General features: G+C 64.0%; 16 protein-coding genes. 8 read left to right on the top strand and 8 right to left on the bottom strand.

The features are described from left to right. Window positions 1–42: 42 nt before the first annotated feature. On the top strand, window positions 43–642 hold the full coding sequence (locus BM083_RS15175; protein WP_089870284.1) for a conditioned medium-induced protein 4: 600 nt from the start codon (window positions 43–45) through the stop codon (window positions 640–642). A 103-nt stretch (window positions 643–745) separates the two neighbouring features. Then, window positions 746–1453, top strand: coding sequence for a CRISPR-associated protein Cas4 (locus BM083_RS15170; RefSeq protein WP_089870283.1), 708 nt, complete (start codon window positions 746–748; stop codon window positions 1451–1453). A gap of 1 nt (window position 1454) precedes the next feature. Here the strand turns inward: BM083_RS15170 and BM083_RS15165 are convergent, their stop codons facing one another. The 3 genes from BM083_RS15165 to BM083_RS15155 form a co-directional block, all read right to left on the bottom strand. Beyond that, the gene (locus BM083_RS15165; RefSeq protein WP_089870282.1) at window positions 1455–2039 is read right to left on the bottom strand and encodes an L-threonylcarbamoyladenylate synthase; all 585 of its coding nucleotides are present in this window, start codon (window positions 2037–2039) and stop codon (window positions 1455–1457) included. A 63-nt stretch (window positions 2040–2102) separates the two neighbouring features. Then, entirely contained in the window at window positions 2103–2612 is a 510-nt protein-coding gene (locus tag BM083_RS15160; protein ID WP_089870281.1) for a redoxin domain-containing protein, read from the bottom strand. A gap of 109 nt (window positions 2613–2721) precedes the next feature. Further along, window positions 2722–2985: a glutathione S-transferase N-terminal domain-containing protein gene (locus tag BM083_RS15155; RefSeq protein WP_009366883.1), complete on the bottom strand. Its 264-nt coding sequence runs from the start codon at window positions 2983–2985 to the stop codon at window positions 2722–2724. 120 nt (window positions 2986–3105) lie between these two features. Here BM083_RS15155 and BM083_RS15150 point away from each other — a divergent pair, with 120 nt between their 5' ends. The 4 genes from BM083_RS15150 (at window position 3106) to BM083_RS15135 (ending at window position 8482) form a co-directional block, all read left to right on the top strand. Next, window positions 3106–4497: a hemolysin family protein gene (locus BM083_RS15150; RefSeq protein WP_089870280.1), complete on the top strand. Its 1392-nt coding sequence runs from the start codon at window positions 3106–3108 to the stop codon at window positions 4495–4497. A gap of 42 nt (window positions 4498–4539) precedes the next feature. Continuing rightward, window positions 4540–5535 carry a DUF7351 domain-containing protein gene (locus tag BM083_RS15145; protein ID WP_218148971.1) on the top strand — a complete coding sequence of 332 codons (996 nt, stop codon included), beginning with the start codon at window positions 4540–4542 and terminating at the stop codon, window positions 5533–5535. 63 nt (window positions 5536–5598) lie between these two features. Continuing rightward, window positions 5599–6636, top strand: coding sequence for a M23 family metallopeptidase (locus BM083_RS15140; protein WP_245756904.1), 1038 nt, complete (start codon window positions 5599–5601; stop codon window positions 6634–6636). A gap of 91 nt (window positions 6637–6727) precedes the next feature. Continuing rightward, window positions 6728–8482, top strand: a complete 1755-nt coding sequence (locus BM083_RS15135) for a histidine kinase N-terminal 7TM domain-containing protein (protein ID WP_177197658.1) — start codon at window positions 6728–6730, stop codon at window positions 8480–8482. Here BM083_RS15135 and BM083_RS15130 read toward each other — a convergent pair. Together BM083_RS15130 and BM083_RS23400 are read right to left on the bottom strand one after the other, a co-directional pair. Further along, entirely contained in the window at window positions 8453–9646 is a 1194-nt protein-coding gene (locus BM083_RS15130; RefSeq protein ID WP_089870277.1) for an inorganic phosphate transporter, read from the bottom strand. The two genes, BM083_RS15135 and BM083_RS15130, sit on opposite strands and share 30 nt — an antisense overlap. Before the next feature lie 72 nt (window positions 9647–9718). Next, entirely contained in the window at window positions 9719–9886 is a 168-nt protein-coding gene (locus BM083_RS23400) for a DUF7859 family protein (protein WP_177197657.1), read from the bottom strand. An 81-nt stretch (window positions 9887–9967) separates the two neighbouring features. Between BM083_RS23400 and BM083_RS15125 the strand changes: the two genes are divergently transcribed. Beyond that, window positions 9968–10873 carry an ArsR/SmtB family transcription factor gene (locus BM083_RS15125; RefSeq protein WP_089870276.1) on the top strand — a complete coding sequence of 302 codons (906 nt, stop codon included), beginning with the start codon at window positions 9968–9970 and terminating at the stop codon, window positions 10871–10873. Window positions 10874–11140: 267 nt separating this feature from the next. Here the strand turns inward: BM083_RS15125 and BM083_RS15120 are convergent, their stop codons facing one another. Beyond that, on the bottom strand, window positions 11141–11656 hold the full coding sequence (locus BM083_RS15120) for a metallophosphoesterase (RefSeq protein WP_089870275.1): 516 nt from the start codon (window positions 11654–11656) through the stop codon (window positions 11141–11143). Window positions 11657–11754: 98 nt separating this feature from the next. On the opposite strand from BM083_RS15120, the gene BM083_RS15115 reads away from it, so the two are divergent. Further along, window positions 11755–12699 (top strand): cation diffusion facilitator family transporter, encoded by a 945-nt coding sequence (locus BM083_RS15115; protein WP_089870274.1) that lies wholly within the window; start codon window positions 11755–11757, stop codon window positions 12697–12699. A gap of 27 nt (window positions 12700–12726) precedes the next feature. On the opposite strand, the gene BM083_RS15110 is transcribed toward BM083_RS15115, so the two are convergent. Both BM083_RS15110 and BM083_RS15105 read right to left on the bottom strand, forming a co-directional pair. Further along, entirely contained in the window at window positions 12727–13104 is a 378-nt protein-coding gene (locus tag BM083_RS15110) for a hypothetical protein (protein ID WP_089870273.1), read from the bottom strand. Window positions 13105–13179: 75 nt separating this feature from the next. After that, a complete protein-coding gene (locus BM083_RS15105; RefSeq protein ID WP_089870272.1) occupies window positions 13180–14151 on the bottom strand; it encodes a replication factor C small subunit in 972 nt (323 codons plus the stop codon). Between the last annotated feature and the right edge of the window lie 76 nt (window positions 14152–14227).

Raw genomic sequence — 14227 nt, 5'->3', positions numbered from 1 at the left:
GGGAACAGCCTTTTGTACGACCCCGCAGTGTAATCTGTACCTATGGACGAGAAGACCGCTGAGCTACGTGACATCTTCATCGACACCACGGGTTCAGACACGGTGACCGAGAGTCAAGAGGAGACTCGGGGGTCACTCACAGGAACCAACGAACAGACCGACGCACGCGTCGCCGAACTCATCGGCACGATGCGTGAGAAGTACACGTTCGTGTCGGGACTCGAAGACGACACCCTCCAGACGGTCGTCGAGCAGTTCCACGAGAGCAAGTCGGACGCCGACATCGCCGACACCATCGGCGTCGACCAAGAGACGGTGTTCAACGCGCGGATGGACCTCCACCTCGTGCGCGAGACGGACCGTAATGCACCGTTCGAACTAGCGAAACTGCGCGCGCTCCACGTCGACGAGACACCGCTCGACGAGCGAGCGAGCGAACTCGGTGCCGACGAGTCCGACGTGGCTCACTACAGCGAAGTCGTGGAGGCTGACCTCGAATCCACTCGCGCGAACGACCGGTTCCGCGACGAGTTCGAGGAACTGCTGACCGACTCCGCGCTCACGAACCGAATGGCACAGAACGCTCGCGAGGACGGCCTCCGCGACGCGACAGAAGACATCGAGACCGACGTCTCGTTCTAAGTCGACATTTTTCGGCGCTCACCTCGTGAGCGACGCGTCTCCCGCGGCCCGTGACCCATCGTCGCCCGGACGTTCAAGTAGCAGTCCGTAACCACTCCTCCTCGTGTCCCCCTCCACGCGCGTCGCGTTCAGCGACCTCGCTCGGGCGACCTACTGCCCGCGACAACTCTACTACGCCCGTCGTGACGACGACCGAGGACCACCGGCCGACGTCGGAGAGCGTCGTGCGCTCGCCTTCAAATACCGAACACTCAGAGACGCATCCGACGACGTGCTCCGAGACAGTCCCGTCGCCGTCGCGCCGGACAGTTATCGGGCGGCACTCGACAGACTCGCCGCCCGAGACGAGTTCGACGCGCTCTGTGACCCGGCCGACCGCGACGTGCTCTTGACCGGAAAGGACTGTCGCGGCATCGTCCAGAAACTACTCTCGGGGAGCGAGTCGAACGATTGGAACGAGTCGAACGAGGTGACGCCGCCGACGCCAGTCCTCGTCTCGCCCGGCGAACCCCCCGACCGAGGTGTGTGGGAACCTCAGGCGGTGAAAGCCGTCGCGGCGGCGAAGGCGCTGGCGTGGGAACGTGAGCGCGAGATTCCGCGTGTGCTCGTGGAGTATCCGACCTACGGCGTCGTTCGGACGGTCCACCTGACGACGCGGAAGAAGGCGGCGTACCGCACGGCGCTCCGAACGGTTCGCAGCATGGACGGCCCACCGCCGCGACTCCGCGGGAGTGACAAGTGTGACGCCTGCGAGTATCGCAGTCAGTGCGGCGTCAAGACGCGGTCGTTGCGGTCGCTCCTCGGGTTGTGAGTTACTGGTCGGACAGCCACGCCTCGATGTCGTCGGCCCGTGCACCCCGACGGTGGATAACGCCTGCCCCGGGGTCGACGACGGTGCTCTCGGTTCCGGGCGTCTCGCCGCCATCGACGACGGCGCCAGCGCCCGTGCGGATTCGCTCGTCGAGGTCTTCGAGTCGCGTGACGCTCGGCGACCCGCTGACGTTAGCGCTCGTCGCAGTCAGTGGACCAGTCTCTCCGAGGAGTTCGAGTGCGACGTCGTGGTCGGGGATACGGATGCCGACGCGGGACTTCCCCGACGTCAGGACGTCCGGAACCATCGTACGTCGTTCGACGACCACGGTGACGGGTCCCGGCAGGAACTCGCGCATGAACGCCTCTTCGGTCGGTGTCGGCGCTGTGTACCGGAGTGCGGTGTCGACGTCGGGGACGCCGAGCGAGAGCGGGTTGTCGAGGCTCCGCCCCTTCAGCTCGAAGACGCCTTCGACCGCGTCGGCGTCGAGTGCGTCCGCGCCGAGTCCGTACACCGTCTCCGTCGGATAGACGACCGCCTCGCCGCGTGCGACGGCGTCGGCGGCCGCGCTGAGGTCCGCTCGCATAACTGGTCGCCTCTCGACGGCGCGTGGTAGAAAAGCTGCTGAAACTCGCCGAACGCACTGGCGTTACGTGTGCGACTCGACTGCCGACTCGATTTCGTCGTAATCCGGGAACTCCGGCCACTGGCTTGCGACCCACGCGTACTGGACGGTTCGCTCCTCGTCGAGGAGGAACACCGCGGGCCGCGGTTCGCGGATGCCGGCCATCCCGTCGAGTTCGTGGTCGATACCGTACTCGCGAGCGACTTTGGCACTGGGGTCCGAGAAGAGTCGGTAGTCCATCCCGCGCTCGCCGATGAACCGCTTGTGTGCGTAGGGGTCGGAGATAGAACAGCCGACGACGGTGAGCTGCTCGCCGAGTTCGCGGTCACGGAGTTCGTTCCAGATGTACGTCGAAGGGAACGCACCGTCCATCGGGTGGAAGACGAGCAAGACGGGTCCGTCGTCGGTGAGTTCCGAGAGCGAAGTGTTCTGCCAGTACTCGTCGTTGACGAGCGGTCGGACGAAGTCAGGTGCCTGTTCACCGACCTCGACGTGGTCCGCCTCCTCCAGTTCGACGACGTCGAAGTCGACCATCAGAACGTCACCCCTTCGTGGTCGGCTTCGTCTAGTTCGACGACGTCCGCGGGAAGCGAAGCGCGCCGCGGGCTCGACGAGCTTCGCTCGTCGGTGTCGAAGTCGACCATCAGGCGGCACCCCCGTACGTCTTGTCCAGGTAGTCGACGATGTTCCCCGACTCGGACATCGTCACGCCGGTGTTCTCGTCGACGATGGCCGGGACGCTTCGTTTCCCGCTGATGCGCTTGACGACGTTACGGTCCGAGTGCATCGGCTCGACGAACCGCGACTGATAGTCGAGGTCGTACTCCTGTAGTTTCCGAACGACGCGCTCACAGTACGGGCACGCCTGCAGTCGGTAGAGCGTGATGGGTGGCTGGTCGGTCGACATAGAGAGACATTGGGCTGTTTCCCGCCTAAGCCCTTCGCTCGCGGGCATCCGTGTCGGGTTCCCCGTCAGACTCTCGGAGGGTAACTCTTAATCCTCGGCCCCGTCAAAGTGATGTGTTACATGGGTTTGCCGCTGCCAGTTACTCCTCTCGCCGTCACCGGGCTTGTCGCGCAACTGCTTCGCGCGTTGCCGACCGACGACACGTCGATAACCATCGCGGGTATCACCGCTATCGTCGTCCTGACTGCTCTCTCGGCGTTCTTCTCCTCGTCGGAGATTGCGATGTTCTCCCTCGCCAAGCACCGCGTCGACTCGCTCGTCAACGACGGGGTTCCCGGTGCGGCGGCCGTCGCAGACCTGAAGAAGGACCCGCACCGCCTGCTTGTGACCATCCTCGTCGGCAACAACATCGTCAACATCGCGATGTCGGCGCTCGCGACGGGGTTACTCGCGGTGCTCGACTTCTCTCCCGGTCAGTCGGTGCTCATCTCGACGCTGGGCATCACCACGTTGGTCTTGCTCTTCGGTGAGAGCGCGCCGAAGTCCTACGCCGTCGAGAACACCGAGTCGTGGGCGCTCCGTATCGCCCGACCGCTGAAGCTCTCGGAGTACGTCCTCCTGCCGCTCGTCGTCGTCTTCGACTACCTCACGCGCGTCATCAACAAGGTGACCGGCGGTCGGTCGGCCATCGAGACGTCCTACGTCACCCGCGACGAGATTCAGGACATGATTCAGACCGGCGAACGCGAGGGCGTCATCGAGGAGGAAGAGCGCGAGATGCTCCAGCGCATCTTCCGGTTCAACTCCACCATCGCCAAAGAGGTCATGACGCCGCGTCTCGACATGACCGCCGTCCCGAAGGACGCCACCATCGACGAGGCAATCGAGACGTGTGTCCAGTCGGACCACGAGCGCATCCCCGTCTACGACGGCAATCTCGACAACATCATCGGCATCGTCAACGTCCGTGACCTCGTCCGCCAGAAGTACTACGGCGAGGGCGAAGGGACGCTCGTCGACACCGTCCAACCGACGCTGCACGTTCCCGAGTCGAAGAACATCGACGAACTGCTGGCCGAGATTCAGGACAACCGGATGCAGATGGTCGTCGTCATCGACGAGTTCGGGACGACGGAGGGTCTCGTCACCCTCGAAGATATGGTCGAGGAGATCGTCGGCGACATCCTCGAAGGCGACGAAGAGGAACCGTTCGAAGTCGTCGACGACGACACCACGCTCGTCCGTGGCGAAGTCAACATCGACGAGGTCAACGAGATGCTCGAACTCGACTTGCCAGAGGGAGAAGAGTTCGAGACGCTCGCCGGGTTCATCTTCAACCGCGTCGGCCGACTCGTCGAAGAAGGCGAGGAGGTGGCCTACGACAACGTCGTCATCCGTATCGAACAGGTCGACAACACGCGCATCATGAAGGCTCGAATCACCAAACAAGAGGTCGAAGAACTCGACGACGACGACGAGGACACCGAAGCGGAAGTCGAAAACGAGAACTGAACGACCGGCTACGTTCTGCTGGTCACCTCCCGAGAACAGACCGTGACTCCGCCACCCACCGACGTCGACGATACTGCCGATGCTTCTGATTCTGCGGACACCGACGACTGCGAGGAGTCTCACGAGTCGTCTGGGTCACCCGAGATGGACCCCGTCGACGCCTTCGCCGCGCTGAGCGACCCGATTCGCGTCGAGACGATTCGCGTCCTCGCGTCCGAGTTCCGGACGTCTCCCGACGACCCGGTACTCGCCTTCTCGACGCTTCGCCGTCGCGTCGGCGTCGACGACCCCGGCCAGTTCCTCTATCATCTGAAGCGACTGCTCGGCACGTTCGTCGAGAAGACGGACGCGGGTTACCGACTCACCGAGGCGGGTCACGCGGCCGTGGCCGCGATGGTCGCCGGGACGTACACCCGGGACGTCACGCTCGGCCCGACACCACTCGACAGCGACTGTCCGCTCTGTGCGGCGGACGTCGTCGCCCGCTACGCCGAGGGCGTTCTCTCCGTCACCTGTCGGCGCGACCACCCGTTGTTCGTGTGGAGTCTCCCGCCGAACGCCGCCGCAGACGCCGAACTGACCGAACTCGTCGACGTCGCGCGACTCCACCTCTCGCACGTCGTCGAGTTGCTGCTCGCCGGGTCGTGTCCGAGTTGTTGGAGTGCGGCGACGACGCGAATCGAGGGACTCGGCGACGAGACGGCCTCGCTGCGATTCACCGCCACCTGTGACACCTGCGGGGCGCGGGTCGTCGGCCCCGTCGGTTTCGCGGTTCTCGGGCACGCTGCCGTCGACGCCTTCTACCACCGACACGGAACCGCACCCCGTGACCGGTGGCTCTGGGAACTCTCCTTCGTCCACCCCCATGCGGCAGTCGAACTGACCGACGTCGCTGCCCGCGGTGACGAGACCGAACGGGGGGACGGACTCGCCCGTGTCGAACTCACCGTCGAACTGGCCGACGAGACGCTCGTCGTCTCGCTGGACGAGACGGCCCACGTCGTCTCGACGCGCATCGAGTCGTCGCGGCCGAACTGACAGTCTTCGTATAGAAACGACGTTCGACAAAGCTTGACCTTCGTGGCGCTCCCTCTCTCTCTTATGTCCGAGACACGCTCGTCTGCCGACTCGGCCGACTCCCGCGACGACCCGTCGTCTGGTGACCGCCTCCGTCATCGCCTCCCCGACCCGACACAACTCTCTTTACTCGGGTTCATCTCGGTTCCGGGCTACCTCTTCGACGCCTTCGAGTCGCTTCAGCCGTTCGTCCTGTTCTTCCTGTTCGGTTTCTGGCCGCTTCTCACGTCAGTCACGTCGGACGACGCCGACGACCCGACAGCGTGGGTCGAGATGGGAAATCGGTCCAGTCGACCGTTCTATCTCTCGCTGGCGTACCAGCAACTCAACCCGTACGTCCAACTGCAGGGAATCCGTCAGCTACTGGGACATCTCCCGATTCTCGCTCGCTACCGTGGCCGCCTCCCCACCCCCGACCGGTACGTCCAGTCGACGTCGTTTCACCTCCCGTTCGAGGGTGAGTGGACCGTCGTCAACGGAAGCTACGAACGCGAACACTCTCACTCGTGGGGCGTTCTGACGCAGCGGTACGCCTACGACTTCGTGATTACCGACGACGAAGGTCGGACACACACCGGCGACGGAACGTCGCCAGAGGACTACTACTGTTACGGCGAACCGGTTCTCGCGCCCGCCGACGGCGTCGTCGTCGCAACGAACGATGGCCACCGCGACTACCACCGGGCCGGTGGGTGGTTGGACCCGACCCAGCGCGACATCCGTGGTAACTGGGTCGCTATCGAACACGACGGCGGTGAGTACAGTCTGCTTGCACACCTCCAGTGTGAGAGCGTGCTCGTCGCCGCCGGTGACCGTGTCGAACGCGGCCAGCAGGTCGGCCGCTGCGGTCACTCCGGCAACTCGACGGAACCGCATCTCCACGTTCACGTCCAAGACCACCCGGACTTCTTCCTCGGAATGGGGTTGCCAGTCCAGTTCGACGACGTGACGACCCGGACAGGGCCGTCGGCGTCGGAGACGACGCACAGCCGTGCGTTTCTCACTGCAGGCGACCTCGTTCGTCCGTCTCGCACCGAGACAACTCGCCAATTTTGTCAATGATTGTACGAAAGTCATGTAATATTATATAAATCGGAGATAAATTTCTAGTATCTCTCCCCTGTTCCGACGAGTGACTGTCGAGGTGATGCAGATGCCATACGTCATCGCGACAGTGGCTGTACTGCTTCTCACCGCACTCGTCGCTGCCGGACTCGTCGTCGTCGCCCGTCGCCACCGAGAGATCTCCGGTTCCAACTGGTTCGCTGCCGTGATGGTCTCCGTCTTTCTGTGGTCAATCATCTACGCACTGCAAGTCAGCAGCACGGACCCGACGCAGGTGCTGCGTTGGCACACGCTGAAGTACGTTCCCGTCATCGCACTCCCGTACGCGTGGTTCGCGTTCACCATGGCGTACAGTGGCCACACGCGGTTTCTCTCCCGTCGATGGCTCGTCGGGTTAGCGCTCGTCCCGACGATTTCACTCGTCCTCGTCTTGACGAATGACGTCCACCACGTGTTTTGGACGGCGAGGACGCCGACCGGTGAGTTCGGCGCCCCCGGCGACGTCAACGGTCCCGGGTTCTGGCTTCACGCAGTCTACTCGTACACCCTCATACTCGTCGGAACGCTCAGTATCGGCTGGTCGTTCATCCGAGCACGGACGCTCTACCGCGGACAGACGGCGATTCTCATCGTCGCCACGTTTCTCCCGTGGGTCGCGAACGCGCTCCATCTGCTCGATTGGCTTCCGCTCTCGAGTTTAGACCCGACGCCCGTGGCGCTCGCGGCTACTGGTGTCCTGTTCCTCGTCGCCATCCACTACTACCGGTTTCTCGACCTCGTGCCCGTGGCGTGGGAACTCGCCCGCGACGTCGCTATCGAGGACATGGCCGACGGCGCAATCGTCCTCGACGTTCGGAACCGCATCATCGACTTGAACAGCACGGCGACGACGATTTTCGGCTTCTCTCGTGCCGACGCCACCGGACGGCCGCTCGAAGACGTGTCGGCAGTGTGTGTCGAACTCGTCGAAACTGACACCTCGACCAGTGAGTTAGAGACGTTCGTCGACCACAAGTGGCGGTACTACGAACTCCAGCGGTCTCCACTCAGTACGACCGGTGGTCGTCACGTCGGCCACCTCATCACGCTTCACGACATCACCGAACGGAAGACGCGCGAACAACGACTGGAGGTGCAAAACCGGCTACTCCGGCACAACCTCCGCAACGACTTGAACGTCGTCCTCGGCTACCTCGAACTCCTCGACGAGACGCTCGACGACTCCACGCAACGAGAGTATCTGCGACGTGCCCACTCGAAGAGCACGTCGCTTCTCAACCGTGGTGAGAAGAGTCGGCGACTCGGCACACTCCTCGACCGGCAGATTCGCCCGAGCGAGATGGACGCCGTTCCTGTGATCGAACGAACGGTCGCCATCTGCCACGACCGGTTCCCGGACACGACCATCACGACGGACCTTCCGGAGACGGTGTCTGTCCTCTGTGACGACGGACTCGACTTCGTCGTCCTCGAACTCGTCGAGAACGCCGTCGAACACACCGACGGATCTTGTCACATCGAAATCACTTCGACTGTCGGCGACGACGGCGTCGAACTCCGAATCGCCGACGACGGGCCGGGGATACCACCGCACGAACAGGCCGTACTCGACAGGGGCCGAGAGACGCCACTCGAACACAGCACCGGTATCGGACTCTGGCTCGTCCGGTGGCTGGTCGTACGGTACGGCGGGTCGATTCACATCGAGGACAACGAGCCTCGCGGCTCTATCGTCGTTCTCTCTCTCAAACGCGCGGATACCCCCGAGACGACGTCCACCGTCTCCCCCGGAGTGGGCGTCGCCGGGTCCCGGTCAGATGAGTGCCGTGACGCCAACGAATAGCCCGTAGCTCACGCCGAGCGCCAGTGCCAGCGACCCAATCCACGCGAGTACCGTGTAGAGCATCTTCTGTCGACTCACGCCTGCGCCCCCGGCGGCGTACCCGCTGCCGACGATGGCCGAGACGATAATCTCGTTGAACGAGACGGGGACGCCGAGTGCGACGGCCGCCTGTGCGATGGCGAACGACGGGATGAGCGCCGCGATAGAGCGTCTCGGACCGAGCGAGGAGTAGTCCTGTGCGAGCGCCTTGATCATCCGCGGTGCACCCGTCCACGACCCCGCGAGGAGACCGACGCCGCCGCCGACGAGGAGCGCGATGAGCGGCACCGTCACCTCGTCGAGCAGGGGGACGAGTGGGCCGATGGCGAGACCGACCTGACTGCCGCCGGCGGAGAAGGCGACGAGTCCTCCGAGTGCGAGCAGGAACCGCCGTTGGCTCTGGGCCTCGCCTCGACTCATATCGTAGGCGAGTGCCCCGCCAGCCAGACAACCGAGGAGGAGCGTCGCTACGACGGGTCCAGCGTCGACACCGCCGACGACCGGAAGCGGCAGTTCCGCACCGACGACCTGTGCGATGGAGCGCGGGCCGTCGGGGCCGCCGAGGAGGGCAAACTGAATCGTGGCGACGAGTGCGCCGACGATACCGCCGAGAATCGGGATGGCGACCCGCTCTGCGACACGCTCGCTCCGGAGGGCGCGCGCCGTCGCGTAGGCGATGCCACCACCGACGAAGGGAACGAGTACCCACAGGGTGACGATTTGCTGGTACTTCGCCCACGCGGGGTCACCGCCGAGCGCCAGTCCGACGCCGACAATCGCACCGGTGACGGTGAACGCCGTCGCGATAGGGTAACCCGTGAAGACGCCGATGGCGACGAGACCGGCGGCAGTGAGAAGACCGATGACGGCGGCCATCGCCGTCAGCGACTGGCCGACGATGAGTTCCGTCCCGATTGCGTTACTGACGTTCTGTCCCTGTAGGACAGCCCCGAGGAAGCCGAGGAGACCGACGATGAACCCCGCGCGCATGACAGAGATGGCGTTCGCGCCCACGGCGGGGGCGAACGGCGTCGACCCCGAGGAGCCAGCGCCGATGGCCCACGCCATGAAGAGACTGGCGAGAGCGGCGACACCGAAGGTGCCGAGTGTGACGACGTCGACCATCAGCAGTCACCCCGCGCTCTCACGGTATCAGTACGTCGTCTGCAGGTGGAGGGCATCCAACTCACAGCCACGTCAGTTTCCACGCCGTCCCTGGTCGTAGCCCTCACGGAGTCCCGTCAGCGTCCGTCTGACGAATAGATATGAGAAGAAGACGAACAGCAACATGACTATCAAGAGACCGGTGAAGATGGGGTTCTGGACCAGAAAGTCCACGGCCCCTTGGAGCACGAACGAAGACATACGGGAACCTTCCGTCGGACGCTCCAAAGCCGTTTCGGCGTGAGGGGAACACTGATGGCTTCGCGCTGGAAATTCCGGACGATGGCCGGTTTTCTGCCCTCCACGTCCGATGCGTCGGGTCCCGGCAGCGACGACCCGCGAGTCATCGGTCTCGACAGCGACGTCGCAGACGACCTCCTGTCGGCGCTCTCCTCGCGGACCGCTCGCCGTATCCTCACAGAACTCCACGAGGATCCCGCCTCGCCGTCGGCGCTCGCGAACCGTATCGACTCCTCGCTGCAGAACACACAGTACCACCTCGAACGTCTCGAAGACGCCGGACTCATCGAAGTCGGAGATACGGTCTACTCCGAGAAAGGCCGCGAGATGAAGGTGTACGTCCCCGCCGACCGGGCACTCGTCGTCGTCGCTGGTCGCGAAGAGGATACGACGGGGTTGCGGGCGACGCTCCGCCGCCTCCTCGGCGGCGTCGGTATCCTCGGTGTCGCCAGCCTCGTCGTGGACCGCGTTCTCGGCGGGCCGACGTCACGGCTGTTTACGGCCGGGGCGGGCAGTTCTGGTGGACGTGCCGATGGCGGCAACGGCGGCAGTTGGGCTCCGACGGACGGCGGCGAGAGCGGTGGCTCGGGTGCGTCGGAGACGACGGACTTCGGCGTGGACTACGAGAGTGGGAACGGCACCGTCTCCGACACGACGACCGCTGCGGGCGACGCCGGTGCGTCGACACAGACGGCCGTGCCGACGCAGGCCGAAGCGACGTCGACACCGATAGCGGACGCGACAGAGGCGACAGCCAGTGCCGCAGACGGGGTGGCGTCGACGCCGACACCAGACGCCGAGACGACGTGGACGGCGACGGAGACGGCAGTCGGTGCCGCGGACCCGACGGTGCTGGACACCCTAGTTGCGTCACCCGGTCTCCTGTTCTTCCTCGGTGGGCTGGCGGTGCTGGTGGTGGGTCTCGCCGTGCTCTCGGCCGGTAGGTGAAACGGCTCTTTGAGCCTACCGAGTGTATTTGATACCGCACAGCATAGCAGAGAGTGGGTCCGTCCGCTTCGGCCCTCACCACTAGCGAGGTCGCGCGTTCGCTCGTCACGCCCCGTGCAGACTGCCCCCGAAACGCCGACCACTCCGACGCCTCGTTCGCTCCCCGCTACGTTCGGTCCTCCACACGTCCGACGCCTGCCGACTGTCGAGACGAATCCCGACGTCTCGACGCCCTCCACCCTTCCGCCCTCCTACCTTTCTAGCCTCCTACTTTCGCTTCTCGATAGTGAACGTCTCGAACACCTCACCGTCGGGTGTACAGAGTCGCCCACGGAGACCGCCCTCAATCTCCTCCAGTTCGGCGTGTGCCATCCGATTGCCGCGGGGTTGGGCGTGGCTTCCGGGGTTGAGGAGCGTGAGTGGCCCCGTCGCGTCGAACGTCGGCCGGTGGCTGTGGCCGAAGATGACTGCGTCGGCGTCGCGTTCGCGACCGAACAGGGTCAGTGCCGTCGACCCGCCACGACGAGTGTGGGTGACGGCGAATCGGATGCCGCCGTACTCGACGGTTCGAGATTCGGGCAGTCGACTGCGGATTCCGGCGTCGTCGTTGTTGCCGTAGACGGCGCGGAGGGTGTCGGCTTCGTCGACGAAGGCGTCCAACACCGCTTCGGTCATGAAGTCACCGACGTGGACGACGACGTCGGCGTCGCGAACGGCGTCGAGCGTGCGTCCGGTGAGTCGGTGTCCTTCGGTGCTGTGCGTGTCGGAGACGACTGTGAGCATGCCGTCTCTAGACCCTGGGGTTACTGAAACCTGCCGTCGTCGGGTCGATTTCGGAGGCGGTCACAACCGTTAACCCGTCGCCTCGTGAGCAAAACCGTATGGCAGGCAGTAAATCGGTCGTCATCGCCGCACTCATCGCCAACGGGGCGATTGCGGTCTTGAAGTTCTTCGCCTTCCTCCTGACCGGCAGTCCGTCCATGCTGTCAGAGGTCTATCACTCTATCTCCGATACGGGCAACCAGGTGTTTCTCCTCGTCGGAATCCGGTACAGCGGGAAGGACCCCGACCGAGGACACCCCTTCGGCTACGGTAAGGCACAGTTCTTCTACAGCTTCCTCGTCTCGGTGCTCCTATTCGGTATCGCGGGCTGGGAGTCGGCGAAACACGGCTACAACGCCATCATGCACCCCCACACGGCGAACCTCGACCCGGTGACGGTCCTCGGTATCGGTCCGTTCCCGCCGTGGTACGTCAGTGTCGTCGTCCTCCTCGGGGCCATCGCTTTCGAGACGTACGCCCTCGTGAAGGCGAACGCCGAACTCCAGCGACAGATTTCGGAGTACGGCTGGTCGGGCATTCCGGAGGCGTTCAAGAAGACCAGCGACGTGACGACGCTTACGGCGTTCACCGAAGACACAATCGCACTCGGCGGTGCCGGAATCGCACTCGTCGGCATCTTACTCACGGAGTTCACCGGGAATCCCGTGTACGACGCCGCCGCTGCGCTTCTCATCGGTCTGATGCTCATGGGGTTCGCCCTCGCGCTGGCGTGGGAGAACAAACGCCTCCTGCTCGGTGAGAGTATGGAATCGGAAGTCGAGAACCGCCTCCGCGGTATCGTCGGCGACCACAGCGGCGTCGCCCACGTCGACGCCTTCCGGACGATGTTCATCGGGCCGGGGAAGGTGCTCGTCACTGCGGACGTCAGTTTCACGTCGGAACTGGACACCGAGGAGTTGGACGAAGACATCGACCAAATCGAGACGAAACTCCAACAGGCCGACAACCGGGTCAAAATCGTCTACATCGAACCCGAAATCTGACCTCGTAGGCTCGATTTTCGCGGCTACTTAGCCGAAGTGTCGTCGTCGCCGATAGACGTAGTAGCCGAGTGCCGGAACCGAGAGTAGGTACGCCATCCAGAGGACGGCCCCGAAGAGGTGTACGAGTCCAGCGAACCCGTATACGAACGTGTTCGGTGTCCATGCTCCCCGCGTTGCGAGCGCGCGAGCGTCGAGGACGACCGCTGCCAGAACGACCACCGCGAAGACGACTGCGAGCCACTGACCGAGGACACTCAAGACGAACCCAGCGAGAAACCTCCACAGTTCGTCGTCCATCGTCGAGAACATCGCTCTCGACCCGACGTACGAGGTGGCCGACAAGAGTGGGACGAGCGGGAACACGTAGACGCCGTAGCGCCAGGAGGGGTTGGAGGGCGTAGACACGAGTCAGTTCTCTCTCGTCTCCGTGATGTGGCTGTTGGTCCGAATACGACTGACGACCGAAAATCGGTCTGTCGTCTACTCGTCCAGCGCCAGCGATGCCAACATCGCCTCTAACTGCACCTGCTCGTTCGCGCCTTCGGTGATTCGGTAGTCGGCCTCGCCGATGCGTTCCATCAGGCGCACCGTCGCGCGCTGGTCGAGTCCGAAATCCCACGCACCGCGGTGGAGTTGGTCGATGATGTCACCGCCGGCCATCCCGGTGTCCGTGAGGAGTGTGTCGAGTTTCGAGCGTGCCTGGGCGAAGTCGCCCTCGATGGCCGCGGTGACCATCGACTCTATCTCCTCGGGACGAGCGGTGCTCGTAATCAGGTAGACGGCCTCCTCGTCGACGACGTCACCCGTCGTCGCGGCGGCCTGTAGGGAGTTGATGGCGCGACGCATGTCGCCGTCGGCGGCGTAGACCAGTGCGTCGAGTCCCTCGTCGGTCATCTCGATGCCTTCACGGTCGGCTATCTTCCGAATCTGTCCGGCCACCGCGTCGTCCGAGAGCGGGGCGAAGCGGAACACCGCACACCGCGACTGGATGGGGTCGATGATCTTCGAGGAGTAGTTACACGAGAGGATGAAACGGGTGTTGTCCGAGAACTGCTCCATCGTCCGGCGCAGGGCGGATTGGGCGTCCGACGTGAGGGAGTCAGCCTCGTCGAGGAAGATGATTCGGTAATCGTGGCCGCCGAAGGAGGCACGTGCGAAGTTCTTGATACGGTCGCGGACGACGTCGATTCCGCGCTCGTCGGAGGCGTTCAGTTCGAGGAAGTTGCCGCGCCAGTCGTCGCCGTAGACTTCGCGGGCGATGGCCGTCGCACACGTCGTCTTGCCGATACCGGCCGGTCCCGCAAAGAGGAGATGTGGGAGGTCGTGTTGGGCGATGTAGCTCTCCAGTCGGTCGACGATATCTTCCTGTCCGTACACGTCGTCGAGCGTCTGCGGTCGGTACTTCTCGATCCAAATCTCTCGGCCCGGCGACGAATCCTCGGCCTCGCTCATACCCGTTGTAGGTGCGGGTCGCCTGATAAACTCCCCGAGAGGCAGCGAAGAGGAGACGGTAACGCTGAAACGCACT

It is taken from the genome of Halogranum rubrum (assembly GCF_900114455.1).
Classification (GTDB): Archaea; Halobacteriota; Halobacteria; order Halobacteriales; family Haloferacaceae; genus Halogranum; species Halogranum rubrum.
Note: the sequence above shows the minus strand (reverse complement) of the source record. Positions and strands in the feature narration are given on the sequence as shown.

Excerpts from the sequence above, each read along its gene's own strand:
- BM083_RS15140 (WP_245756904.1), top strand. The coding sequence starts at position 5,599 with ATGTCCGAGACACGCTCGTCTGCCGACTCGGCCGACTCCCGCGACGAC.
- BM083_RS15135 (WP_177197658.1), top strand. The coding sequence starts at position 6,728 with ATGCCATACGTCATCGCGACAGTGGCTGTACTGCTTCTCACCGCACTC.
- BM083_RS15160 (WP_089870281.1), bottom strand. The coding sequence starts at position 2,612 with ATGGTCGACTTCGACGTCGTCGAACTGGAGGAGGCGGACCACGTCGAG.
- BM083_RS23400 (WP_177197657.1), bottom strand. The coding sequence starts at position 9,886 with ATGTCTTCGTTCGTGCTCCAAGGGGCCGTGGACTTTCTGGTCCAGAAC.
- BM083_RS15155 (WP_009366883.1), bottom strand. The coding sequence starts at position 2,985 with ATGTCGACCGACCAGCCACCCATCACGCTCTACCGACTGCAGGCGTGC.
- BM083_RS15105 (WP_089870272.1), bottom strand. The coding sequence starts at position 14,151 with ATGAGCGAGGCCGAGGATTCGTCGCCGGGCCGAGAGATTTGGATCGAG.
- BM083_RS15150 (WP_089870280.1), top strand. The coding sequence starts at position 3,106 with ATGGGTTTGCCGCTGCCAGTTACTCCTCTCGCCGTCACCGGGCTTGTC.
- BM083_RS15175 (WP_089870284.1), top strand. The coding sequence starts at position 43 with ATGGACGAGAAGACCGCTGAGCTACGTGACATCTTCATCGACACCACG.
- BM083_RS15115 (WP_089870274.1), top strand. The coding sequence starts at position 11,755 with ATGGCAGGCAGTAAATCGGTCGTCATCGCCGCACTCATCGCCAACGGG.
- BM083_RS15125 (WP_089870276.1), top strand. The coding sequence starts at position 9,968 with ATGGCCGGTTTTCTGCCCTCCACGTCCGATGCGTCGGGTCCCGGCAGC.
- BM083_RS15130 (WP_089870277.1), bottom strand. The coding sequence starts at position 9,646 with ATGGTCGACGTCGTCACACTCGGCACCTTCGGTGTCGCCGCTCTCGCC.
- BM083_RS15120 (WP_089870275.1), bottom strand. The coding sequence starts at position 11,656 with ATGCTCACAGTCGTCTCCGACACGCACAGCACCGAAGGACACCGACTC.
- BM083_RS15165 (WP_089870282.1), bottom strand. The coding sequence starts at position 2,039 with ATGCGAGCGGACCTCAGCGCGGCCGCCGACGCCGTCGCACGCGGCGAG.